Origin of the sequence: Paenibacillus oenotherae (genome assembly GCF_019443105.1) — a bacterium.
Lineage (GTDB): Bacteria > Bacillota > Bacilli > Paenibacillales > Paenibacillaceae > Paenibacillus_Z > Paenibacillus_Z oenotherae.
The window spans coordinates 846134-870102 of sequence record NZ_JAHZIJ010000001.1; the positions used below are offsets into that span (position 1 = coordinate 846134).

At 48.6% G+C, this 23969-nt stretch carries 15 protein-coding genes and 1 pseudogene; 3 read left to right on the forward strand and 13 right to left on the reverse strand.

The genetic code is table 11. The features are described from left to right. The first annotated feature begins 228 nt into the window (after positions 1–228). Positions 229–396 (forward strand): hypothetical protein, encoded by a 168-nt coding sequence (locus K0T92_RS03750; protein WP_219871046.1) that lies wholly within the window; start codon positions 229–231, stop codon positions 394–396. A 342-nt stretch (positions 397–738) separates the two neighbouring features. Here K0T92_RS03750 and K0T92_RS25245 read toward each other — a convergent pair whose 3' ends face one another. From K0T92_RS25245 to K0T92_RS03795, 7 genes are all read right to left on the reverse strand, one after another. Beyond that, positions 739–5895, reverse strand: a complete 5157-nt coding sequence (locus tag K0T92_RS25245) for a carbohydrate binding domain-containing protein (protein WP_281423091.1) — start codon at positions 5893–5895, stop codon at positions 739–741. A 368-nt stretch (positions 5896–6263) separates the two neighbouring features. Further along, a complete protein-coding gene (locus K0T92_RS03770) occupies positions 6264–6578 on the reverse strand; it encodes a protease inhibitor I42 family protein (protein ID WP_219871047.1) in 315 nt (104 codons plus the stop codon). Positions 6579–6596: 18 nt separating this feature from the next. Then, entirely contained in the window at positions 6597–7475 is an 879-nt protein-coding gene (locus K0T92_RS03775; protein ID WP_219871048.1) for a C1 family peptidase, read from the reverse strand. 254 nt (positions 7476–7729) lie between these two features. Beyond that, on the reverse strand, positions 7730–9004 hold the full coding sequence (locus K0T92_RS03780) for a stalk domain-containing protein (protein ID WP_219871049.1): 1275 nt from the start codon (positions 9002–9004) through the stop codon (positions 7730–7732). 271 nt (positions 9005–9275) lie between these two features. Beyond that, on the reverse strand, positions 9276–9689 hold the full coding sequence (locus K0T92_RS03785; protein ID WP_219871050.1) for a VOC family protein: 414 nt from the start codon (positions 9687–9689) through the stop codon (positions 9276–9278). Positions 9690–9900: 211 nt separating this feature from the next. Further along, on the reverse strand, positions 9901–11592 hold the full coding sequence (locus K0T92_RS03790; protein ID WP_219871051.1) for a glycerol-3-phosphate dehydrogenase/oxidase: 1692 nt from the start codon (positions 11590–11592) through the stop codon (positions 9901–9903). 148 nt (positions 11593–11740) lie between these two features. Beyond that, a complete protein-coding gene (locus K0T92_RS03795; RefSeq protein ID WP_219871052.1) occupies positions 11741–12991 on the reverse strand; it encodes an adenylate/guanylate cyclase domain-containing protein in 1251 nt (416 codons plus the stop codon). A gap of 261 nt (positions 12992–13252) precedes the next feature. Between K0T92_RS03795 and K0T92_RS03800 the strand changes: the two genes are divergently transcribed. Both K0T92_RS03800 and K0T92_RS03805 read left to right on the forward strand, forming a co-directional pair. Next, the gene (locus K0T92_RS03800; protein WP_219871053.1) at positions 13253–14176 is read left to right on the forward strand and encodes an ABC transporter ATP-binding protein; all 924 of its coding nucleotides are present in this window, start codon (positions 13253–13255) and stop codon (positions 14174–14176) included. Further along, positions 14169–15125, forward strand: coding sequence for an ABC transporter permease (locus K0T92_RS03805; RefSeq protein WP_219871054.1), 957 nt, complete (start codon positions 14169–14171; stop codon positions 15123–15125). Before K0T92_RS03800 ends, K0T92_RS03805 begins: the two co-directional genes overlap by 8 nt. Before the next feature lie 236 nt (positions 15126–15361). On the opposite strand, the gene K0T92_RS03810 is transcribed toward K0T92_RS03805, so the two are convergent. From K0T92_RS03810 to K0T92_RS03830, 6 genes and pseudogenes are all read right to left on the reverse strand, one after another. After that, positions 15362–15742: a hypothetical protein gene (locus K0T92_RS03810; protein WP_219871055.1), complete on the reverse strand. Its 381-nt coding sequence runs from the start codon at positions 15740–15742 to the stop codon at positions 15362–15364. Positions 15743–16136: 394 nt separating this feature from the next. Further along, complete coding sequence (locus tag K0T92_RS03815; RefSeq protein ID WP_219871056.1) at positions 16137–16511, reverse strand: hypothetical protein; 375 nt, start codon at positions 16509–16511, stop codon at positions 16137–16139. Between the two features lie 13 nt (positions 16512–16524). Then, a complete protein-coding gene (locus K0T92_RS03820) occupies positions 16525–17187 on the reverse strand; it encodes a hypothetical protein (RefSeq protein WP_246627814.1) in 663 nt (220 codons plus the stop codon). Positions 17188–17316: 129 nt separating this feature from the next. After that, positions 17317–17403, reverse strand: a pseudogene (locus tag K0T92_RS24815) (hypothetical protein); the annotation flags it as partial. Between the two features lie 222 nt (positions 17404–17625). After that, entirely contained in the window at positions 17626–17988 is a 363-nt protein-coding gene (locus K0T92_RS03825; RefSeq protein WP_219871057.1) for a hypothetical protein, read from the reverse strand. Between the two features lie 21 nt (positions 17989–18009). Next, positions 18010–23883, reverse strand: a complete 5874-nt coding sequence (locus tag K0T92_RS03830; RefSeq protein WP_219871058.1) for an RHS repeat domain-containing protein — start codon at positions 23881–23883, stop codon at positions 18010–18012. Between the last annotated feature and the right edge of the window lie 86 nt (positions 23884–23969).

Sequence of the window (23969 nt, forward strand, 5' to 3'; positions counted from 1 at the left end):
CCTGCCCCCGCATACCTGCAAACGTACAGGATTTTCGGGTTAAAAGACGCGAAATGGTGAACGTCCTGCGATGATCAGGCCGCCGTGAAAGGCTGGCGTGTTCCCGTTATTCAGGCCGGAACGTATGCCTGTGACTGTCTTCTACATACCCGGATGGCAAAGTGCGGGAGGGCAGAGTGAGGAATGGCGGAGTGCGCGATGGCAGAGTGCGGGATGGCGGAGTGAGAGATGGCGGAGGGCGGGAATCCTGCGAAAGCGCAGGCTTTTCGGCTAAAAGAAGCCGTTGCGGACAGAATGCCTGCGATGATGCAGGAATATATGGCGGATCGGGCTGCTATCGGGAAAACACGGCGAAATGCCTGCGCTTTGGCAGGCATTCGGCCGTCAGCAGCTTAAAGCGAGTGAAAAACCTGCGCTACTGCAGGCATATTCGCCATTCCAGCGAAGCAGCTTCACGGGAGGATGGATCACGCCTCCATTACCTTTCCACTTCCATTATTGCGGACATGTTCGCGGTTTATGGAGTGCCCAGCCGCGCAACAATACGAAAAAGAAGCATCCCGCCCACAGAAAATGGTGCGGAATGCTTCTCTTTGTCTTCTCGGGGATCGTCTAATCTCGTTCCCCTTATCGGACATCGTCCAAATGAATCAAGTGGAGTCGATTCATTAAAGTCCATTCGACTCGATTCAAATCAAACTCAATCCGATTCAAGTCTCTTCGCATGTATTGCTCTGACTACTTCAAGAACTCTCCATCCACACCGATCTTGCCTGGTGCAGGGTTGCCTGGAAGATCAAGCACATACACGCGCATATTCCCTTTGCCGGATACAGAAGCCGTCAACGTGCCGTTCGTAACGTTCTTCACGTCGCCGGTAATGGCATCCTTGTAAACGCCGCTAGGAATGTTGTTGAATGTAGCTGAACCGCTGATCGTCACGAGTGCGAAGCTGTCAATGCCTTTCGCTGCATCCGTGTAACGACGCTTGAACGACATGTTGCCGCTGATGTTCTCCGTCGAATATTGACCCTTCTGCAGCGCCGGAATTTTGCGGCGGATCTGGTTCAGACGTTGAACATGCTTAACGAGCGGGTTGTTCAATGTTGTAGCTACTGCTCCCGAAGCGGAATCAGCCTTGCCGAATTCACTAGCAGTGACATTACCTTCGATTTTGCCACCGAAGTAAGCGCGTCCTGTCGTTTCGAGCGGACAAGTTGGTCCACAGTCGATCTCAGCGCCAGCCTTGAACTCGATCTCGGAGCCGTAGTACAGCGTTGGAATACCACGGAAGGTCCACATCAAGCTCATGTTCTCTGCCCAAGCCGCAGTACCGCCAGCAAAGCGGTTCTTGGACTTGTTCGGGCCGTAGTCATGGCTGTCAACGTAAACGACGTTGTAGGTCGCATCGTTGTAGCTGTCATCTGAATCTTTACCATTGTGGAACGCATTGTTCGCTTCACCGAAGTTCATGTGCATGCGCATATCGATAACGCTCATGCCTGAGAACTTGCTGTGATCCGGCGCGTGATAGTTATTGCCATTCAAGAAGGCATTCGTCGATGTCGGTTGGTTGCTAATACCCATGTTGTTCTCATAATTGTACTGCTCAAGTGCTGCTACTTCATCATTCGCGCTGTATTCTTTACGCTCTTTCCATGTGAAGAATTGAGCCGAGTGGTTAACCGATCCACGGTTCCACTTGTCATGCACGAATGCGCCTACTTCACCAAACATGAAGAAGTTCTTGCCCTTCTCACCGAACTTCTCAACCGAATAGTTCATCGCATCCGGAAGGAAGTGACGGTTCCAGGTTACACGCGGAACGTGTACGGCGGTATCGATACGGAAGGAGTCAACACCCATATCGATGAATCTGCGATACGCTTCCTTCAGGTAATCCTGTACCACTTTGGATTCCGTATTGAAGTCGGCCAGATCCTCATGTATCCAGCAGCTGCGGGAATCTTCACCTTCCCAGTTGCCAATCCAGCACGGGTGATAGAATTGGGTTGGGAACATGCCGGAAGTAGCGTTTGGCCACTGGCAGTTGTATACTTTCTTGCCTTCAGGGTTCGTTCCCTGCTGAATGCCCCAGTTACGGCACGTATTGCCCGCTGGCTCTTCTGTTGACCACAAATCGCCGTTATAAGGCTTGCCGGCAGCATTCTCCGTAAGACCATCATACTCTAAGCCTGGAATCGGCTCATCGTAGGTAGTGCTCCACTGGCTGTCGCGAATGCCGAATACTTTAGGCGTGAACAGGCCTTTGGCACCCCAACGGCTGGAGTGATTGTACACAACGTCTTGAATGATCTTAATGCCCTTGTTGTGAGCAGCATTGATCAGGTCCTGATAAGTTGCGCCAGGAGACTCAAGACGCGGATCTACACGGAAGAAGTCATAGCCATGGTATCCATGGAAATCATAATCCGAGCGGTTCAGAACAACTGGCGTAATCCAGATGGCTGAGAAGCCCAGTGCTTTAATATAATCCAGTTTCTCAATAAGTCCTTTGAAATCGCCTCGGAACATCGGATCGTTGTTCGCCGCATTGCCGCTGGTAACATGCTTCACGCCACCGCGGTTGTTCGAGGAATCGCCGTCATAGAAACGGGCAGTCATGACGAAATAGATGGAATCTTCACGCATATCTGTACCAAGCGGCGTACCGCCCACTGGCTGTTGCGGCGCATCGCCGGTCTTAGCCGACACTGGCGCACTGCTTGCCGATGTATTCACTGGTACTGCTTTGTCGTATGCCTTCACGGTATACGTATACGTCGTTTGCGCATCCAATCTGGAATCACTGTAGAAATTATTCGTCGTTGTGAAAACTTTCGTACCTTGCGAGCCACCAGTACGTGTAACCTCGTAGCCGGCAACGCCGCGACCGCCTGCATTGTCAGTCGATGCCGTCCAAGTGACCGTAATGCTTACATTCGTTGCAGTCGCTTGAAGGTTCTGTGGTACGGATGGTGCTGTAAGATCTTCAGGCAATGGAACACAAGGACTCACAGCATTATTCGTTACAACGCCATCCTTGACTGTAACAATGCCAAAGCCAAGATTGTAGTCAGCTCCGTTGTTGTTATCCCAGCTAGAGCCATTGTTGAAGTCAGCGTTCATGCCTGTAGCTGTGCCCAGGTTGATCGTTTTCTTCGTCCAATCCGTACAGCCTGTTTCATTCATAGGTACGCCTGGAGCAGTCGTCCACGTACCGCCCGTAGGTCTGTAATGGATATTAACAGCACTCCAATTGCGTGTCTTCGTGTAGTAATAAACCTCTGCAACATTGCCGCTTCCGCCTTCTGTCGTCACTTGCAATGCCGCGGATGGAGCGGATTTGTTGCCTGCAGCGTCTTTGGCCAATACGGTGTAGCTGTATGCTGTAGCTGCCGTCAATCCTGTATCGGTGTAGGATGTCGTTGCCGTTGTTCCTACAACCGTGTTGTTGCGCAATACTTCATAGCCGGTAACACCGACATTATCCGTGGAAGCTGTCCAGGACAAGCTTACCGTTGTCGCTGTTTTGCCAGTCGATGCAAGACCTGCAGGCACGGTTGGCGCTTGCGTATCCGTTCCAGGTGAAGTAACTACCGTTACTTCATTGCTCGCTGCCGAACGGTTGCCTTCGCCGTCGTAAGCTTTTACCGTATATTTGTACGATGTTTCTGCCGTAAGGCCTGTATCCGTATAGCTAGTCGTCGTGGAAGTACCCACTTTAACTCCGTTGCGAAGGATATCATAGCCGGTTACGCCAACATTATCGGTAGAAGCTGTCCAGGACAGGCTTACCGTTGTGGCTGTTTTGCCAGTCGATGCCAGGCCAGTCGGCGCCGTTGGCGGATTCAGATCAGGACCCGCAGAAGTAACAACCGTTACTTCATTGCTCGCTGCCGAAACATTGCTCGCTGCATCAAAAGCTTTAACTGTGTACTTATAAGATGTCTCTGCTGTCAAGCCTGTATCGGTGTAGCTTGTCGTTGTAGAGGTGCCTACTTTAGTTCCATTGCGGAAAACATCATAGCCGGTTACGCCAACATTATCCGTTGAAGCCGTCCAGGACAGGCTTACCGTTGTGTTGGTCTTGCCGGTAGATGCAAGATTCGCAGGTGCGCTTGGCGCTTGCGTGTCGCCGCCAGAACCGTTCTCGCTCAGGAATTTCATATCGTCTACGATGAAGCTTCCCCCGCCGCCTGCTGCGGAACCGCGAAGAATGGCATAGACTTTTGCTCTGGTCGTACCTGCTGGCGTTGTGCCAGTCAGCTGCAGCGGGATGTAGCCGCTAGTCACTTGCGTCTGATCCAGCTTCTTGTAGCTGATCAACGTGTTGCTTGCATTGTAGAAGTCAATATAGAGCTGAACTCTTGCATTCGTCAGGCTCGTTACTTTAAATTGACCGCTTGCAGTATACGCTGTGTTCTCTGCAATAGGTACGTATTGATAGATCATAGCGGTGTTGCTGCTAGCCATGTTGGAGGCCGTAATCTGCTGTGCCTTGCTTCCTTCAGCGACTGGTGTTGTCACCACTTCGAAGGTGGAAGTTATGCCTGATGTTACGGACTTCGTCCAGCTATTCGCTATGCCGGTAGTTCCCGTGTAAGTTTCGAAGCCAGGGTTGACAATCAAGTTGCTGCTCGCAACGTTAAGTGTCGTCGCACTGACTGCTTGGCTCGGGTCAGACGTGTTGCCCGCCGCATCCTTTGCCTTCACTGTAAAGCTGTACGCCGTATTAGGCGTCAAGCCTGTAACGTTGTAGCTGGTAGCTGTTCCAGCAACGCTTCCTGCGAGCGTGCTGCCATTGTAGATGTCGTAGCCCGTTACGCCTACGTTATCCGTGGATGCCGTCCAGGAAATCGCTACGGACGTCGTTGTTACCGTTCCCTTCGTTACGCCTGCCGGAACAGACGGTTTAACCGTATCCACGCCAGCGGAGGTCGTTGCCGGCAGCGCTGCGGACTGCGCCGATTTGTTGCCGGCAGCATCCTTCGCCAGTACTGTGTAGCTGTAAGCGGTGGACTCTGCCAGACCTGTGTCTGTATAAGAGGTTGCCGTTGCATCCGCTTTGATCAGAGTACCGTTGCGGTAGATCTCATAAGCCGTTACGCCGACGTTATCAGTCGAAGCCGTCCAGGAGAAAGCTGCGGACGTGCTCGTTACCGTTCCCAATGTCAGGCCAGCCGGAACAGTTGGCGGGGTCGTATCGCCGCAAGGGCTGCCCGCAGATACAGTACCGTTCTCAATCTTGACATCGCCGGTGCCTATCGTATAGTTCTTATTGCCGTTATTGTCCCATGTTGAGCCGTTGTTGAAGGCTGCGGTAAGGCCAGTAGCCGTACCGATATCAACCGTCTTCACCTTCCAGCCTACACAAGCCTGCTCCATTGCAACTCCCGGAGGCGTCGTCCATGCGCCGCCATTCGGTTGAAAGTGAATATTCACATTCGTCCAGCTTGCATTTGCTTTGTAGTATACATTTGCTTTGTTGCCATCAGGCAGTGGCGTGCCGCAGGGATTTCCTGCACCAGCTACTAACTGCCCGTTCTTCACCTGATGGATGCCAGGACCAGCGGAATAGTTGTTGCCGCCGTTATTATCCCAAGCATTGGAGCCATTATTGAACACCATCTGAAAAGTAGTGTTGCTGCCCAAGCTTATCGTCTTGCTTGTCCAATTGGTACAAGCCGCTTCCATTGCTACGCCCGGAACCGCAGTCCAGTTGCCGCCGCCGCTGTGATGAATATTGACTGAGCTCCAGTTCTTGAACGGGGTGTAGTAATACACCGTTGCTGTGCCTGCCCCGTCAGCGCTGGTCAGCACAGGTGTGATTGTCAATAGCATTGATAAGCACAGAATACAGCTCAATAGCGCGCTAATCGACTTTTTAGCCATGAATAATTTTCCTCCTAAAATTCATTAAATCTTGCCTTCTCATAAACTACTGCTACTCCAATCTACAGCTATCATCTGTCTATGAATAAATTCCCCATGTTCCTCCCCTCAAAATGCAAACGTTTTCACAGTCAATTTATATACTACCAAGCGAAGTTAAAGTTTTCTTTAAGTTTTCAAGAGAATTATTAAAATTTATTTATTTTAACCCATTTTTTTATATTCAAATGATCCCGTTCGGTAGGAAAATAAAAAAAACCGCGATTATTGTAATTTAATCGCGGTTGCTGTATATTGACGCCAAAAAAGATGGAATAAATTATATAGGCAACCCATAATCAGGGTATTGCTCACTGGTTAATACGACATTATGACAGGACTTGAACTGTTATCTCAAAGCTTCTGGAAGCTGTATGAAGCCAAGGTCTTTGATAATGAAATCTTATCGTTCTTTGACCTGCTGCACTCGCAGTGTACGTCCATGCCCGAGCGCCCGAAGCGCCAGGACTGCCAGGATCACCGGCATGCTCCTCATGCCCGAGAAGAATCATATTCTGCTCGGGAGCGACCTCTTCGAGCCATGTATATCCTGTAGAGGCATTCTCGTACAGTACGATTTGCAGCTGTTCGCCTTCCTTCATCTGAACCGTTCTGCCATTATCTTGCTCCCCGATCGATATCACCTTTAAATCCCCTTGCTCCTAATGGTATTGAATCTTCTGTTCTCCACCCCAATTATTAATCTTAACCTCTTCAGTAAAGCTTTCATTCATCTGTGTCAGCACCTTCTCCTTCGCCTTGACCAGTGCATCGACATTATCAATTAAATCTGTACCGCTGTATGCTTCGAAGTTCTCATCCATATCGATATAGGAGTAAGGCAGGTAGCCAAAACCTCCGTCTCCCCAGCTCGTACTCCATGAGTTTTTGAACTTCAGCATCCCGGTATGATCATTGTAACCCACCACACATAATGCATGCCCGCCAACAATTCGGCCGCTCGGCATCGGAATCTTCCCTGTTGCTCCCACTTCAGGATTCCGCCAATTCTCATATACAGTAACACCGATGACAAAAGGACCATTGACAAGCAAGCTTCTCTTCATTGTATCCAGGGAATCCAGTCTGGCATAGGCCTTGATCCTGTATTTCCCGGCATTCTCGTCAGCTCCGGCTCCAGGACTGCTTGTCTCACAGGCTTTGTAAGGCCAGAAACTCTCCTCGCAGACACCATTATGCTGAAGCACCCTCATCGCTACACTTATGGAAGTTCCGTCACCACCAGGCGAGCAGCGTGGATTGCCATCCGGGAATTGATCTGCCGCTTTCGTTTTTTCGTAGAGATAACGGGGGGAAAGCGCTATATAGCTGCCCTGCTCCTTTTGCTCCTGCCATTCCTTCATCCCGATCGTACAGGCAAAACCAACACAGGTGCCTTCCGTATCCTGATCCTTTACAGGCGTAATATTCTCCACCTCAAATTGCGGAGGAATTGCGAAAGCCGGCAGTACAGCGGACATGAGTATATCCCTTTTATCCACCGGAGATGGAATTAACCCTAATCCTTTAACTTCTGACACTTTTACTCCTCCTTCATTATCCTTGTACCCCCTTAGCTTTACTTTGCAGCCGCCTTTATATCACTCGTCCCCCCATGAATATAATGGTAACCTGAGCCTTCAGCAGGACAGAAAGAATGGCTGCTCCAGCAGTTCGATATCGACCTAGAAGCAACCGTTCCCGACTGTCCGCACCCAACCGACAACCAGCGATTGACTTCTGGTTCAACAACTGAACCACGCCCCAGTAGGACGTGGTTCTTCGAAAGGTACCTTTAATTGATTGCGTTCAAATTCGTAATATGCAAATTGTTTTCTTGAATAATCAACTCACCGATAGCTTTTTTCATATCCAAATGATGTTCATTTAACGCATTTATTTGCACACATGCTGATTTCTCTTCGTTTAGCTGATTATATTCCCCTTGCAATACAAGCAACTCATCATTTAACTTCTGCTTCTTGCTACGGGCCGAGAACGAGTCATCCAACATCAAGACGTTGAGCTTGTGCTGAATCTCTAATTTCTTATTTGAATTTTCCGCTAATTTCTCGTCATATTCAGCCAAAGAATATCTTCCCGCTAATGGAGTTGCCGCCTTAATTGTACGAATTCGAGCAGTAACATAGTCATCTTGTTTGCTGTACTCCTTGTTCAATTCGGCAATAGCATCATTATGACGTTTCTTCTCTGCGTCAATTAATGCTTGTTTGTTTGAACTGGTGCTGGTGCTCGGACTAGTAGTGCCTGAATTAGTGTTGATATTGGAGCTTGGATTAGTAGTCGTTGCAGTGCCAGTAGTATTGCTGCCGCCCGAATTCTGGTTCATACTGCCAGTTGGGGAAGTCCCGGAAGAATGATCCGTAACAGCATTCGTGTTTTCTTGTTGAATCTTGGGATCAGAATAAATAGTGACCGTCCCTGTTTTCTCATCAAATTGATAGCTCATATTCAAAATTCGGGTAAAAGCTTCAATCGGGATATAATGGAAACTGCCAATCTCAACAGGGGCCATTTCAAGGACATGTCTCATGCTGTTTACAACCAATTCCTTCGATCCAATCGCAAAACTCAGCTTTAAGTGTTTTGACTCCAATGATGTCTCTTTCGCTGCAAGATCATATGAAATTCTGCCAGTAGCCACTAGCCTCTGTATAACACTACTCTCTATCAAAATAGTTTTATTCATATTAATCATTCCAAAATCCTTTATCACTGCACCGTTAAGGTTCAACGTATAGTTCAATATTTTATAGGACGGATCTGTCCATCCGGTTAGCTTAAGTTTACTAATTTGCAGGTGAATCACTTTGTTTTGAGCTGTAAACGTATAGCCTAGCGAGGATGATAAGAAATCTACCGGAGCATAGACCTTACCATTGATATTATACAATGGCTTCAAAGGATCTGCTTTCACCTCTTGATTTCTGACGAACAGTCTATAATCCGTTACTTTGGCAAGGATATCCCCGGTCGCCGCATACGAAATTCCCGAGAAAAATATAGCCCCACATAGAAATGCAATCCCTAGCTTTAATTTCTGCTTCATTAAATTGCCCCCTCTTCTTCATTTCAATTCTTCTTTCAACTTTGCTGCAGTTGGACCATAATTTAGTGTAATAACTCATTATTCCATATATCGGTTAATTCACCCAAAACATGAGCGTCATAAAGACTATGAGCATGCAAGAAGCGAAATGCCAGCCCCATGCCATTGCCACTTGCACAGCAAAAAGCCTCCGGAACCACGATCAAACGATCAACGTGGAGCCCGAGGCCTCTACATGCTTATATCCTTATTTTACTTTTATCCAATCCTATTACTGGTTGAGCGCACTCTCGTCCATATATACGAACTCCCAGAGATGGCCGTCAATATCTTGAAAGCCCCATTCGTACATAAAGCCATGATCAATAGGGTCTTTGGATTCGGCGGCACCGGCTGCCAATGCCTTGTTGACGATCTCATTCACCTGCTCCTTGCTGTTGGCAGACAGGGCGACAATCACCTCTGTGCTGGTGCTCGCATCCGAAATTTCTTTCCTGATAAAGGATTTGAACTTGTCTTCAACTAGCAGCATAGCGAAAATATTGTCGCTTATAATCATACAAGTAGCTGTCTCGTCGGTAAATTGAGCGTTGAATTCGAAACCGATCTCCGTAAAAAACGCGATCGATTTATTCAGATCCTTAACCGGTAAATTAACGAATATTTTTTCTGCTCTTAATCCCATTACAGATCACCTCGAATGAATTTTTTATACAAACGCTGAACCTTCAACACTCCCTTATTATAACATCAACTCGGCAGCCCCGTTTCTCTTGGATTGCTATTGTGCATATTTGGTGCTTCGAAACAGCTCCTCTCGAACAGTGTTCGAGTACTGTTCGAGTACTGTTCGAGTACTGTTCGAGTACTGTTCGAACATTCCAACAGTGCCCTCGTTAGTTCCGCAGCGGCCCTGCCGCTTCCTTGAGCCTTTGCTCCAAGCCGGATGTGTATGCCGCACGCTGCACCCCGCTCCAGCCCAGCAGCTCCGCCATCGCTGCGATAACCTGCTCTTTCCACCGCTGCACTTCGGCAATGCGGAAAAACAAATCTCCGGTGCGCCGAATGAAGAAGTCCTCCGGCGTTACCGCCATCTCCGCTTCAACCGCATATGAGAGCTGCACCGCCAGCAGGAGCGGCAGCCCGAAGCATGCAGCCCGCTCAGCGATTCCTCCGGCCAACGCAAAAACCTGATCGACGTTGGAGCCGTATCTCCGGGCCAGCCACGCCGACTCTTCCGCCGTGAAGCCATAGCGGAGGCCATCGGCCGTTTTACGCTGGACGAAGGCGGCAAAATGGCGGGAACCGCCCACATCCCCTCCGGAAATCGGCAGTATCCGGGTATGGCCTCCGGCATAGGACGCCGCATGGAGAGCGCCTTTCTTGTCCAGCAGCTCGACGGCTTTATCGACGACAGCTTCGGCCATTTTGCGGTAGCCGGTCAGCTTGCCTCCTGCAATTGAGATCAGACCAGAGGGCGATACGAATATTTCATCCCTGCGCGAAATTTCCGAGGGCGATTTGCCCTCCTGATGGATCAGCGGACGCAGTCCTGCCCAGCTGGATTCCACATCTCCCTCAGCAAGGAGCAGCTCCGGGAACATGAAGTTAGCCGCTGCCAGCAAGTAAGTGCAATCCTCCACCGTCATAACGGGATTGGCCTTATCGCCGTCATCATTCGTGTCCGTCGTTCCGAAGTAGGTTTTGCCCTCCCGTGGAATAGCAAATACCATGCGCCCATCCGGCGTATCATAGTATACCGCTTGGCGCAAGGGGAATCGGCTCCTGTCAAAAACAAGATGCACGCCCTTCGTCAGCCGCAGCGTCTTCCCCTGCCTGGAGCCGTCCATTTCGCGCAGCTCATCGACCCATGGCCCGGCAGCGTTAACGGTGACGGCGGCTTTTATTTCATAGACGCCCCCATGGATCCCATCCCGGACGAAAGCTCCGGTAATACCGCCTTTCCCATCGTACAGCAGTTTCTCCGCCTTCGTATAATTAACAGCGAGTGCTCCAGACTCCACGGCCTTCTTCAATACCTCAATCGTAAGCCGCGCATCGTCCGTCCGGTATTCAACATAGCAGCCGCCCCCCTTCAGCCCATCGCGCTTCAGCAGCGGTTCCTTGGCTAGCGTATCTGCTGCGCTCAGCATGAAGCGCCGCTCGTCCTTCTTCACCCCTGCCAGAAAATCATAGATCCGCAAGCCGATGGAGGTGGATAATCGGCCGAAAGAGCCTCCCTTGTACAGCGGCAGCAGCATCCATTCCGGTGTCGTTACATGCGGCCCGTTCTCGTATACAATCGCCCGCTCCTTGCCCACCTCTGCAACAACGCCGATCTCCAGCTGCTTCAAATACCGCAAGCCGCCGTGCACAAGCTTCGTCGAACGGCTTGATGTTCCCGCCGCATAGTCCTGCATCTCCACCAGCGCAACTCTCAGCCCCCGGGCCGCCGCATCCAGCGCAATACCAGCTCCTGTAATTCCGCCCCCGATGACCAATACATCGATAGGCGACCGCTGCATCTCCTCCAGCACGCGCCCCCGATTAAACGCAGCAAAAGCTCCTTTTTCCACTCCTTCGGTCATTGCGCCAGCCTCCCCGTATCGGCATCTCACTGCTCCAGTATATGAAAAGAAACCACCAAGCCGCCTCCCACCCCAGCGGGCTTGGATACAGTCATCGTGGTTTCGCCTGAAGGACGAGCATGAAATTATGGCTAGTATACTACATATACTACGTTAGAACATTTATTTCTAACCATTCTCTCCAGAATTTCGGTTCATTTAAGCTGCAATCATATTCCTCAAAATCCTCATCCCCAGGCTGCTCTTCAGACCACTTCTGTAATAAACCTTCTAACTCATCCATTGCCTCAAGCGCGAGTCTATTCAATTTATTATTTTCGTTCAGAATGTAGTAATTATTATTATCTTGCAGGTTTGTGACAAGGTTACTTTCTATAGATGAATCGAAAGTTTTCCCTTCATATGCGTTATATTTCTGACCGTCGTTAGACTTAAAATAAAGAAATAAAAAGCGTCCATATTCTGATTTAGATACACCTGACTTTTTTATTATCCGTTGTAATTCAGAGATAGCAGGTTGAATGTCATTATTCCAGTCTAGTCCGTAGTCTGAAACCTCAGAAGGTAAGAGATTTTCGGAGGAAGGCTCGATACCTGCGGTCTTTAACTCAGATTGTAAATTTTGATTCATTAGAAGTAATTCAGAGTTCTCAGCATGAATGGCATCAAGCTCTTTACAAAGTTTATCGTAATCATTTCTTGATACTTCGATTTTTTCTTCAATACTGATCGACTGTTCAAACAGCTGGTAAAGTGATGTTTGTCCTAAACCCTTTAAGTTAGCATCACCCAATTCAAAAGTTACCGCTCTCTTACCAATAAATTTTTGATATTCAAAAGAAGTAATAACTGTACCAGGAAGAGCATATTTAGATATACGCGCACACCGATCCACTGCTGTACCTTGCGGGTCTAATTCCTTATGTCCGGAGTATTCAACTAAATACACGGGACCTTTATCAATCGAAATTTTCACCTTTGTATCGTGTCCCGTTATTTCTGTAAGTGCTTCTTGTATTTCATCGATACGAATGACTAGATTTAACGCATCATTTACTTTCGAAGGGTGATCGAAGATTGCCATTACCTCATCACCAATATATTTGACCACTTTACCGTTCAAACTTTCAATTAATTGAGACAAGAAATTTGAAAACTGCATCAACCGTAATATCCATTGTTCAGGCTCATCTCGAAATTGCACTTTAAATCTCGTAGAATCAACGAGATCGATGAATACAATCACTACATCCTGAAAGCCGGAACGAATTTCCTGTACTACTTTATCAGCATCCTCTTCAACCTTCTGAATTAACTGCTTGTATTCTTCAAGTTGGCTCACCTTCGTATTGATTGCAGGGGATTTAACTACCTTAGAGATTCCTTTTTTTACAACCATGCGAGTAGTTCTCCTTCGTAAAAATAAAATTATTTATTAGGTATATTTTACCACGAACGAGGATTTGTTGCTAAGTCGCCATGAATGACTACGTTTACATGCAGTCAGTATCGGCAAGCATAGGATTGATACCTCAGACGACCGTACATGCTGCATCCTCGACCTAAGCAGGGGAAAAAACCTGATCGAAGGTCTATTTTGCGCTATGCGCACTTCCGGTATAGTTCTGTTGTAGAACAAATTCCAGGAGGTTTAATTAGCATGACAACAGAAGCCGTGTTGCAGCTTCGCAACCTTACCAAAAAAATAGGCACTCGCACGATCGTCAATGATCTTACCTTCGATATTCCCGCAGGGGAAGTATTCGGATTTCTAGGGCCGAATGGCGCAGGCAAAACAACGACCATTCGCATGATCGTCGGTTTGATCTCCATGACGAAGGGTGAAGCGATCATTAAGGGCGTTTCCGTCCGCAATCATTTTGAACTGGCAATGACCCACGTCGGGGCTATTGTCGAGAATCCGGAAATGTATAAATTTCTGACCGGATACCAGAACTTGATTCATTTCGCACGTCGTCACAGCGGCATTACAAAGGAGCGGATCAATGAAGTCATCAACATGCTTGGGCTTCAGAACCGCATCCATGAGAAGGTCAAGCGTTACTCCCTTGGCATGAGGCAGCGCCTTGGGGTTGCGCAGGCGATTCTGCATCGCCCATCTCTGCTCATTCTAGATGAGCCGACCAACGGCCTTGATCCAGCGGGCATTCGCGAGCTGCGTGATTACTTGCGCAGGCTGACCCGCGAAGAAGGCATTTCGGTCATCGTCTCCTCCCATCTCTTGTCCGAGATGGAGCTCATGTGCGATCGAGTCGCCATCATCCAGGGGGGCAAGCTCGTCGATATTCGTTCCTTGCAGGAAACCCGAGATACTGCGCAGACGAAAATCATCATCGAAGCCGATGACATTCCTGCCGCCCAGACCCTGCTCGTCTCCATGTTCGATTCGTCAAGGGTATCCGTATCCGGAAACCAACTCGAGCTTATGGCGGATAAAACAGCCATCCCGAGCATCGCCAAGCTTCTCGTAACCGCCGAAATCGAAATATACGGCATTCATGCCGTGCAGAAATCGTTGGAAGAACAATTCCTCGAAATTACAGGAGGTGAGATGGTTGTCTAGTCTATCAATGCTTATTCGCAATGAAAACATGAAAATTTATCGCCGTCCCCGGACGTGGGTCATGATTGCTTTTCTTATCCTAACCGTTGCGCTGCTTAGCGGAATGATGAAATGGGATGAGCGTGAGGATAATCAGCCCAATTGGGAGCAAAACTTAACACAGGAAAACGCCCACATACAAAAACAACTAGTGGAAATTAAAGATCTCAATCCGGATCACAAAGCATACTTAACTGAACAGATCAAGCTCAACGAATATTATTTGGAGCATGACATCAATCCGAACGATCTTCAACTGTGGGACTATGTGAACAACTCGGCTTCCTTGACCATACTCGTCACACTATTGACAGTCATTATCGCTGCGGACATGATCGCCGCCGAATTCTCTTGGGGCACGATTAAGCTGCTTCTTGTCGGACCTGCATCGCGAACCAAAATCTTGGTGAGCAAATATGTAGCCACAATGGGCTTCGCGCTGCTGCTGCTGCTGATATGCTTTGCGGCCGCCTTTGCCGCTGGAGGCATATTGGAAGGCTTTAGCGGTGTGAACCAGCCGTATCTGTCCATTGATGCGGACAATGTTGTCCAGGAGAGCTCCATGATTGTGCATGCTTTGCAAAAATACGGCTTCGCAATCGTGTCGCTGATCCTGTATGTAATGATGGCCTTTATGATCTCTGCCGCGTTTCGCAGCTCTTCGATGGCTATCGCCTTCTCGCTCCTGTTCATGCTCGTTGGCACTACGCTGACAGCACTACTGAGCGAATACAGCTGGGTGAAGTACTTGCTCTTCGCCAACATCGATCTGACTCAGTATCTCGCAGGCGCCTCGCCGATCCGACCAGACATGACGCTGTCATTCTCCATTATGATGCTCATTGGTTATTATCTGGTGTTCCAATTTGTTGCATGGCTGCTGTTCACTAAGCGTGACGTTGCCGCTTAGGGATAGGGCGGTTCGGACCGTTTAAAATTCTGTCCTTATTGCTGGCATAAAAAAATACACCCCCTAGAATTTCATCGATTAAACCAACGGTTTAGCCCATGTCCATTCTAAGGGGTGTATATTCTTCTCCGGAGTGTTTAGTCTAGAAAAGATCTCTTCTCGGAACAAAGCTATGGGTAGGGCACAAGAAAGACCTTGAGGCTTTACCGCCCCCAAGGCCAAGTTAAACATCACCACTAATTATAAACTTTATATCCTTTAGCGATTACCCACCCATTAAGACCATACGAAGCTGAAATCACATAATAGTTGTACTTTTCATTTTGTAAATGTTCAAGCAAATCCTCTGCTTTTTCATAATGCATTGGCCACCCGTAGTTCTTCTGTTTCTCCAACAGTTCCTTGTTACTTTTGAGAAATCGGCTTACTTCAAATGTGCTGATATCAAAAATAATACTTCCCTGTAATTGTGTTTCAAACATATGAGCCAGGACATCAGTAAACTCGATATTGGTGGTAACTGAATCCTCGTTACCATCTAATGTTAGAATTGTAATTCTAGATTCACGAAAATCAACTTCATAGGAAACAATTTCATTGTCATGAATATTTAGCATTTTTCCTCAACCCCCTATCATAAATGAGATACATTATTTGCTTCTTTTTGGAGAACCACTAGTCCAATCCCAAGTATGTCTATGAGGGAATTCATGGCTATTGTCTCCATTTGAGTGTTCATAATCAATGTCTTCTATAGCTCGCCCGTTTTCGTCGTAATATCTTCTCTACGTCAGTGTACCTTTCTAATCGTAAAAGTCTATTGAGGAATTCGGTTTACCAGTCGTTGGAAAGGGTAATCTTTATTTTGTAGATAACGAGAGGTTTGTTCGGCACTAGGTCCCCCCCTCACGTGTCTATTTACCATCAATAGTTTTAATTTAAATTTGCAGTACAAACAGCTATAATAAATGCCCAAGCGAACCATCTCTACACCTCGCTTGGGCTGACTCATTATGCTTTTAAAAAGTTATATGATATTTCTTTCGCTGCAATTAAGCAACCAAAATCACTTGGATAATCTTCAGGGGTAAATTTAAAAATATAATGCAAATACTCAACCTGAAACTTTTCACTAGTTTCTTTTTCATCCTCTCCCTCAAGCACATTTAAGATTGTTTCTTTCGTGTCTGTTTTCCATATCATTGGAAGAGATATGAAAAATATATCCTTAAATTTTATTTCAATATCTGGATGACTTAAACTTAATCCGCCATATAAAGAAAGTTCGCCATCAAAATATTTTTTTATTTCAAAATCAAACCATAAACCACTACTAATAAAATCATTAATTTCTTGGACAACTAGTTTTACTTCTTCTATATTCATTTTATCCCTCATTTTAATTGTATATGAGTTGTTTTGCAGCGGTATCATTACCAGACTTCAAAACACTTGTATGATACCATTTCCCATCACTACCTAAATATTCCCATCCATAACCCTGATTAGAGCCTGGCTTCATGCCCTGCTGTCTCCTAGATACCCTATAAATACTCCCTGTTTTATCATAACTTAGGTCTGCAGCGTGTATCCTTACTTCATAGTCAAAACCATCTTGAGACCATTTTTCTTTAAAATTATTTGGTGCTTTATTTAAATTTTGTCTTTTTAAAGCAGCATTTAGATAATCATTCGGATTATTTGAATTTACTAGTTTACTCGTACCCGTAGTTGCTTTATTCTTTTTTCCAAATGAAGTTAGAGTGATCCCCCACAAAACTCCATCCCAAAAATCAGGAAACCCCGCACTGATCTGCTCATTCATATAGCCTGAAAGTAGACGTTGCCGAAGTCTTAATTGAGTATCTCTATCAAGACCGTAGTAATAATCGTTATCCCCTGCAAGCCACCTGATATACGAATAGTCATTCGGGTGTAAATTCCAATAATTACCTTTGTCATAAGTCGATGACCAAGCTACCTTACCAGTAGCTAATATTCCCCCCACTACAATACCATTTTGGATGAATGGTCTGCCTGCGTACACAGAATCTGCTCCCATATAAATCGAGCCTTCTGACCCGCATTCACCCGCGTGCGCCCAATTCCCATTATTAGAAACGCAATAGTTTCCTGTGGGGTCCACGATAATCAACGGATTATTATGCACATACGTATATAAATTCTGGCTCAGTGGGTTATTCACTCGCCCCTTATACGTATCCTCATTAATAAACCGCCCTATCGAAGGGTCATAGTACCACGCACGCAGATAGATGTACCTCGGTTACATTGCCCCAGATGTCATAAGCATAGCGGTTGATCTCGGTCCCGCTGGCATCCGTGATCTGTACCATATCGCCATGTTCATTATACCAGTAATAACCAGCCTTGTTCGACCTGCCCGATTAATGGGTGGTGCGCGGCAGGTGGACATAATCTTAGGTCGAAAAAGAAACCTTGAAAGGCAGCAAGCCAATCAAGGTAACTTTGGTGTTAGTCATTCAATATTCTTCAGTTCTTGCTTCGCTAAATCAAGAGCAACCGCTAACTTAATTTGATTCTGTTTACTGAGGCCATGTAAGTATTGGGGAACATTTTCAAATTCAACAATAGGCTCAACTTCATCGCTATTACGATCTAACTCAATCCCTGCAATAATAGCATCATTAATTAATACCTTATAAATATCCTCACCCTGTTCGGGTATCCAGTTAACAATGTACGCTGTTTTCATTTCTGAAAATGAATTTCTTATCACTTCCAGTAGTCTTCTTTTTTCCTCACTCTTAAATAATGATTGATTGGATTTAATAAGTTGTTCCCTTAGTTCTTGTTCCAACTTACTCCCAATTAGTTTCACGGTTCTCCCTCCCTTTTTAGGTTATTTTATTATTCCGGGTGTTGCTGTAATTAAATTCCCATGCTTATCAGTCAGGATTGTCATTGTGGAAGTCGGTTTGAAATCATTGAATTTATCAAGTCCGATAGACTTATTTAAAGTAACCTCTCTTACATATCGAATTCCATCGGCACTATCCATACTCCTGATGACTGGTGAGTTTACTATATCTTTACTGGAAAGCATTGAACGAAGCTCCTTCTGAGATATGGTGAATTGAGAAGCATTCTTATTAGAAAAATGTCTATCAACAACATGCTTCCACCCAGCATTACTGATATTTATCCGGGATTGAACAATAGGAGGCATGCCTGGGACTTTACCCGTCCCCTTAGTTTCTTTATTCTTTTTTCCAAGTGAAGTTAGAGTGATCCCCCACAAAACTCCATCCCAAAAATCAGGAAACCCCGCACTGATCTGCTCATTCATATAGCCTGAAAGTAGACGTTGCCGAAGTCTTAATTGAGTATCTCTATCAAGACCGTAGTAATAATCGTTATCCCCTGCAAGCCACCTGATATACGAATAGTCATCCGGGTATAGATTCCAATAATTACCACTGTCATGAGTCGATGACCAAGCTACCTTACCAGTAGCTAATATATCCCCCATTACAATACCATTTTGGATGTGTGGTCTACCTGCGTACACAGAATCTGCTCCCATATAAATCGAGTCTTCTGATCCGCATTCACCCGCGTGCGCCCAATTCCCATTATTAGAAACGCAATAGTTTCCTGTGGGGTCCACGTTAATCAACGGATTATTATGCACATACGTATATAAATTCTGGCTCAGTGGGTTATTCACTCGCCCCTTATACGTATCCTCATTAATAAACCGCCCCATCGAAGGGTCATAATACCGCGCCCGCAGATAAATGTACCCCGACTCATCATCCTGGATTTCCCCGGTGTAGCGGAACGGATTGCTCATCCCTTCGCTCTTCTCGGTTACATTGCCCCAGATGTCATAAGCGTAGCGGTTGATCTCGGTCCCACTGGCATCCTTGATCTGCACCACATCGCCATGTCCATTATACCAGTAATAGCCAGCCTTATTCGACGCCTTGTCCTGCCGCCACAGCAGCTCGTTGCCCCAGATGTTCCTCGCCTTTACATTACCGCTGCTATCGAGTTCCTCGATTACACGGCCGTTCACATACACATAACGCGTCAGCGTCCCGTTCACCGTCTTCGTCGCCCGAAGTCCGTCGCCGTAATACGTATACGAAGCTTGGGCCGTCCCCGTCGGGATGCCCGTCTGCTCAAAGTTGCTTAGCATATCCATCGCATTGTACGTCAGCTTCCGCTCGCCCATTGGCAGACGCGAAGGCTGCGTCGTTGCATTCGTCACCCGATTGCCTTTCCCGTCATAGCCGTACTCGCTTGTCCCCTCCGACGTCACTTCCTTCTGAATCCGGTTCAGCAGATCGTAACGGAAGCTGGAGGACTTCGATGCCGTTCCGATCGTCTCCGTCAGCGAGGTGATGTTGGAAAATCCGTCATGGGTATATGTCTCCACCCTGCCGGACGCGCTAGCGTTCTCATGCTCGGTACGCTTCATTTCCCCAAACGCATTGCGGGTAAAGGTTTGCTGCAAGCTGCTGCTATAGGCCACGGTATAGCCATTGTTATCCGCGCCTCTTGTATACGTATAGTTCACCGTATTCATGCCGGGGTATTGCACCGACGCGATCCTGCTTAGCGCATCATACGTATACACCTGCTCCTGCTGATCCGGGAACTGGATCCCTTGCAGCCGATCATAGGCGTCATAGCGGAACGTGTACGTTCGTCCAGCTACTTGTTGCGTGCGAGGACGTTTCCATTCATCGTACCCGTACGTTAATGTTTCATTCTCGCTGGTGCGCGTCTGCGTGAGCAACCGCGTTGTCGGCGCATAGTCATTTTCCTGCCAGTAGATTTCACTGCTTCCATCGGATACCGATAACCGGCTCGGTTCCATATAGGGCGTATAAGTATAGGTCTTCGTCCGCCCGTTCCTATCTGTCATGGCGGTCAATAATCCACTGCTGTTATACGTGAACGTTTCCGTTTTGCCGTCCCCATCCAGACCGGTCAACTGCCAGCCCAGTTCATTGTAGCTTTTCTGGCTCTGCAGCTTGCCGTTTACCAAGGTCATGATGACTTGACCCTGATGGTTGTATACATACTGGGTTTTGTGGCCTGCCGCATCCTGCACCAAGGTCAAGTTTCCGCGCGCGTCATAGCGGTACTGCGTCGCCTCCGTCTGCTCGCTGCCGCTGCTCCCCAGCGCCTTGACCTCCTTGCGTGCCAGCTCACCTGCCGGTGAATAGGTAAACGTGGTCGTGCGCGTCTGCGAAGCGCTGCTCTCCAGCAAACGTTCGAGCTGTCCGACACGGTTATAAAAGCTCGTTTCGGTTTTGCCATCGGGATAGCTGACCTCCACCGTCTCTTTCATTTCGAAGGCGCTGCCCGTCTGCAACCCGTTCGAATACGCGTAGCTGGTCACTTGACCGATGCTGTCTGTAGCTGTTTTCGGCCTGCCGCTGGAATCATAGGTGTACGCGGTCTGCAAGGCGCTTTCCCCATAAGGCAAGCTCGCCCGCACCTGCTGGCCGTCACTGCTTTCGTTCTTCGTCGTCACCCGGGTCGTGCCGTTCACGGTCCGCTGCTGTTTCAGCGCCAGACCAAAAGGCGAATAGAAGGATTCCAGCAGCTCCCCGTCCGGCGTCGTAACTGCGACTTTCCGGCTGGCATCGTCATACTGGATCGTATACGCCTGCGCCGCGCTTTCGCCGTCTCCCGGGATAAAGGTGCTGGAGCGGACGCGGTCCAGATGATCGTACGTATACTGCGCTTCGCCCCCATCCGGGTAGCTCTCCTGCTGCAAGCGCCCGGCTGCGTCGTACTGGTACGATACCGTCACCGGCGACGGCGGCTCATTTTCCTGCAAACGAACCCCGATCGTCTCCTGTTTCAGCTGCCCTTTGGGTGTATAGGCAAAGATGCTTTTCATCGTGCTGCTATCCGTATTCACGCTGCCTTCTGCCCGCTCTTCCACAGCAGCCACCTGATGATCCGTCGTATAGGCGGTAAAAGCTTTCGTAACCCTCTCACGCTGCTGTTCGGCGGGATTGGCCGGGTTCGGATACTGCTGATCCTGCGTGACGGTGTTCGGCAGAAACTCGTACGCATGTCCGGCAGCGTAATACGCCGTCTCCGTCGTCACAGTCGTCTTCTGATCAGTGCTGCGTGTCGTTTGACGACTAACTTGGTGGAAAGGTCCCCCATATTCCATCGTCGTCGTGGTGCCCAGCGCATCCTTGACGGTCAGCGGCTGCCCCCAGTCATCATAGCTCGTCTGCTGTATCAGGTCCGTCGTCTTGTAAAGGGGCGGATTCTGGTTGTCCGTCACATTGCCTGCATAGCTGTACACTTTGCTTGGCTGTGAGAGCCGGAGTTCAATCGCAGGATTGGCGGCCATCGGGTATTCATAGGCGGTCAGCACATGGTCTTTGTTCGTATAGGTGCCGCCTGATACAGTCCCTGCCCACTGCAAATAGTTCCACGGCTGCTTCCAACTGTAGGTTAACAAGTAGCCCGCTGCCTGCGGCTCGATGCGGTACTGCACATAGGCGGTTTCGGTTGACTCTCCCTGCTGACGATCTTGTCGCAGCGTCTGCTTGTCTCCAAACCGGGAGCTGATCTTCAGGCGCGGCAGCTCCTGCTTGGGCACTTTCCAATATTCGTTGAACTGCCAGCCATGATCGGGATGCTCGTTCGTGTAGTAATCGGACAGCAGCCTTGTCGCACCATCCTGCTGGTACAGGTAATCGACCCGTTCCACCGCATGATAGCCGAAATATTGCAGGGCATGCTTATCCTGATAGAGCCTTGTCGTGCCCCGGTATTGCTCGCGCTGGGTCAGATTCGTATTCATCCCCCAGCCAGCGTTGTAGTTCTGGTAGTTGAATTTCACGGTCAGTCCGTTATAGGTATTCACTTTGTTCAGCAGTAGGTAGGCGATTTCTCCGTAGCGCTCTCCGTTCTGCTGCACGACATCGCCCATTTCCGCCAGTTGGCCGTCTCCCCAGCTCCAGGCTTGTCCAAAGCAGGTTTTGAGCGGATCGCCGCAGGTACCCGTGACCGGCGCGCCCTGTGCGTCGGAGCGGTAGGTGACGCCGTCGGGCTTGAAGTTGAAGTCAGCCATTTTCGTGCTGTCGACCGGGTAATAGGTATACGATTCCAGCGTATGATTGCCTGCCGTCACATCCCGCACCCGGTCCAACTGCCAATAGCCGACATGCTTATCGATGACGCCGACGGCGCCGTTATTTTCGGTCCAGGTCCGGATGATCAGATCCGCTGCGGCGCGCGTCACATCGTAGTGGATTTTTTTCGTGACGACGCCGCCCTCGCGCACTTCAAAACCCGTGACAACCCACTTGTCAGCGGTGCTTGACAGAGAGGTATCCCGTGTACGGAACAGCGTAATGGTCCGACCGTAGGAGTCGGTGATGATAATATTGGCGCTTCCTTCGGGATAGGCATAGGCGACCGATTCGCCGAAGGCATTCGTTTTTTTCAAAATACGTCCGTCAGGCGAGAAGGTATAGGTCAGCCAGCCACCTTGCACGGCCAGCACATAGTTACCCTCCGCATCGATGGTATAGGAGGCATCCTTGTACGGGTAGCGGTAAGGCTCCCAGTTGCGGAATTCGATCGTGCTGCCGTCATCCAAAGTAAAGGCGACTTTCAGGTAAAAGCTCTCCAGCAGACCCTTCGCATAGGTCGTTTGATAGCCGCTCGTCTGCACATTGACAGTATCCCCCGTTTGGCACGGATTGTTGGTCGACGAGCAGGCGACGGTTGTCGCTTTCACTTCTTCGGTGATCGGCTCGGCATGAGCATAAGGCAGGTTCAAATGCCAGCCGGTCGCGATAAAGCCGGTCCGGTACGGCTGATCCGGCTTCTCGCCGAAGTTGCCACGATTGCCCTCGCCTCCGTTTTCCCCGCCGAACAGGTTTTTGCTAATGTATTGCGGCTCCAAAATGTTGCTGTCCAGCGAGTTATACGAGCGGACGAGGTGTATTTCCAGTCCCGTCTTCCCGGATAAGGACAGATCGGTGATCGCCTGATTCGCCGTCCGGTACAGCGGATCGACCAGTTGATCGGTGTTGACCCGGTAGCTGTACTCATTCGTAAACGGGCTGTACACATATTTATCGTTGGCCTGAGCGGAGAGAGTAGTGACGCTGCTTTTGTTTGTCCGCTTTTTCGATGCTGCCGCTTGGTTGGATTTGCCGTTCTCCTCCTCTTCGGTTGGCTCGTACAGGGGTGCATGTTTAGCTTTGTAGGTCGGCTTGTTCTGGTGAAAATCCCGATGCTCGGTCGCAATGGGCGCAACCGCTTCGAGCTGCTTGAGCTGGGCGGCAGTTAGGGAGCTGATCGCTTCGTTCACTTGCTTCGTTTCCCAGCCCAGGATGGTCAGCTTCTCGCTGTCTTGCAACTCGCTCAGCCACTCGGGATAGAAGTAGGCCACGATTTGTTTCATCTTGACCGGCAGCTTCCCGATGGCAGCCGCGCGCTCGGAAGGCAGCAGCTCTTCTTTTTTCAGCAGATCCTTCCTGCCTACGCTGGCTTCGAACGCTTGCAGGGTATCCCCCTTTTTCATCCGGGATTCCGGCTGGGGAGCGGCCTCTTTTTTCGGCTTGGCCGTTCGTTTCTTCGTCGTATCCTCCACGGGCTGGATCGGCTTTCCAGGCATCTGCTGCTGTTCCGCCGCCTTCCCTTGGGCGTCAGCCGTTTCGGCAAAGGAAGGAACGAGCAGCGTGACGGCGAGTATGAGAAGTGTAATTCTTCTGAACATAATAAGCCTCCATTGAGGAGAAAGCAGCTTCATCGTCCTGCTTCCTCCGATTCGATAGGGTTGGATGTATTCATCAATTCAAACGA

Coding starts and splice junctions, on each gene's coding strand:
- K0T92_RS03830 (WP_219871058.1), bottom strand. CDS start 23,883: ATGTTCAGAAGAATTACACTTCTCATACTCGCCGTCACGCTGCTCGTT.
- K0T92_RS25245 (WP_281423091.1), bottom strand. CDS start 5,895: ATGGCTAAAAAGTCGATTAGCGCGCTATTGAGCTGTATTCTGTGCTTA.
- K0T92_RS03750 (WP_219871046.1), top strand. CDS start 229: ATGGCGGAGGGCGGGAATCCTGCGAAAGCGCAGGCTTTTCGGCTAAAA.
- K0T92_RS03780 (WP_219871049.1), bottom strand. CDS start 9,004: ATGAAGCAGAAATTAAAGCTAGGGATTGCATTTCTATGTGGGGCTATA.
- K0T92_RS03815 (WP_219871056.1), bottom strand. CDS start 16,511: ATGAATATAGAAGAAGTAAAACTAGTTGTCCAAGAAATTAATGATTTT.
- K0T92_RS03785 (WP_219871050.1), bottom strand. CDS start 9,689: ATGGGATTAAGAGCAGAAAAAATATTCGTTAATTTACCGGTTAAGGAT.
- K0T92_RS03800 (WP_219871053.1), top strand. CDS start 13,253: ATGACAACAGAAGCCGTGTTGCAGCTTCGCAACCTTACCAAAAAAATA.
- K0T92_RS03795 (WP_219871052.1), bottom strand. CDS start 12,991: ATGGTTGTAAAAAAAGGAATCTCTAAGGTAGTTAAATCCCCTGCAATC.
- K0T92_RS03790 (WP_219871051.1), bottom strand. CDS start 11,592: ATGACCGAAGGAGTGGAAAAAGGAGCTTTTGCTGCGTTTAATCGGGGG.
- K0T92_RS03820 (WP_246627814.1), bottom strand. CDS start 17,187: ATGGGAGCAGATTCTGTGTACGCAGGCAGACCATTCATCCAAAATGGT.
- K0T92_RS03810 (WP_219871055.1), bottom strand. CDS start 15,742: ATGCTAAATATTCATGACAATGAAATTGTTTCCTATGAAGTTGATTTT.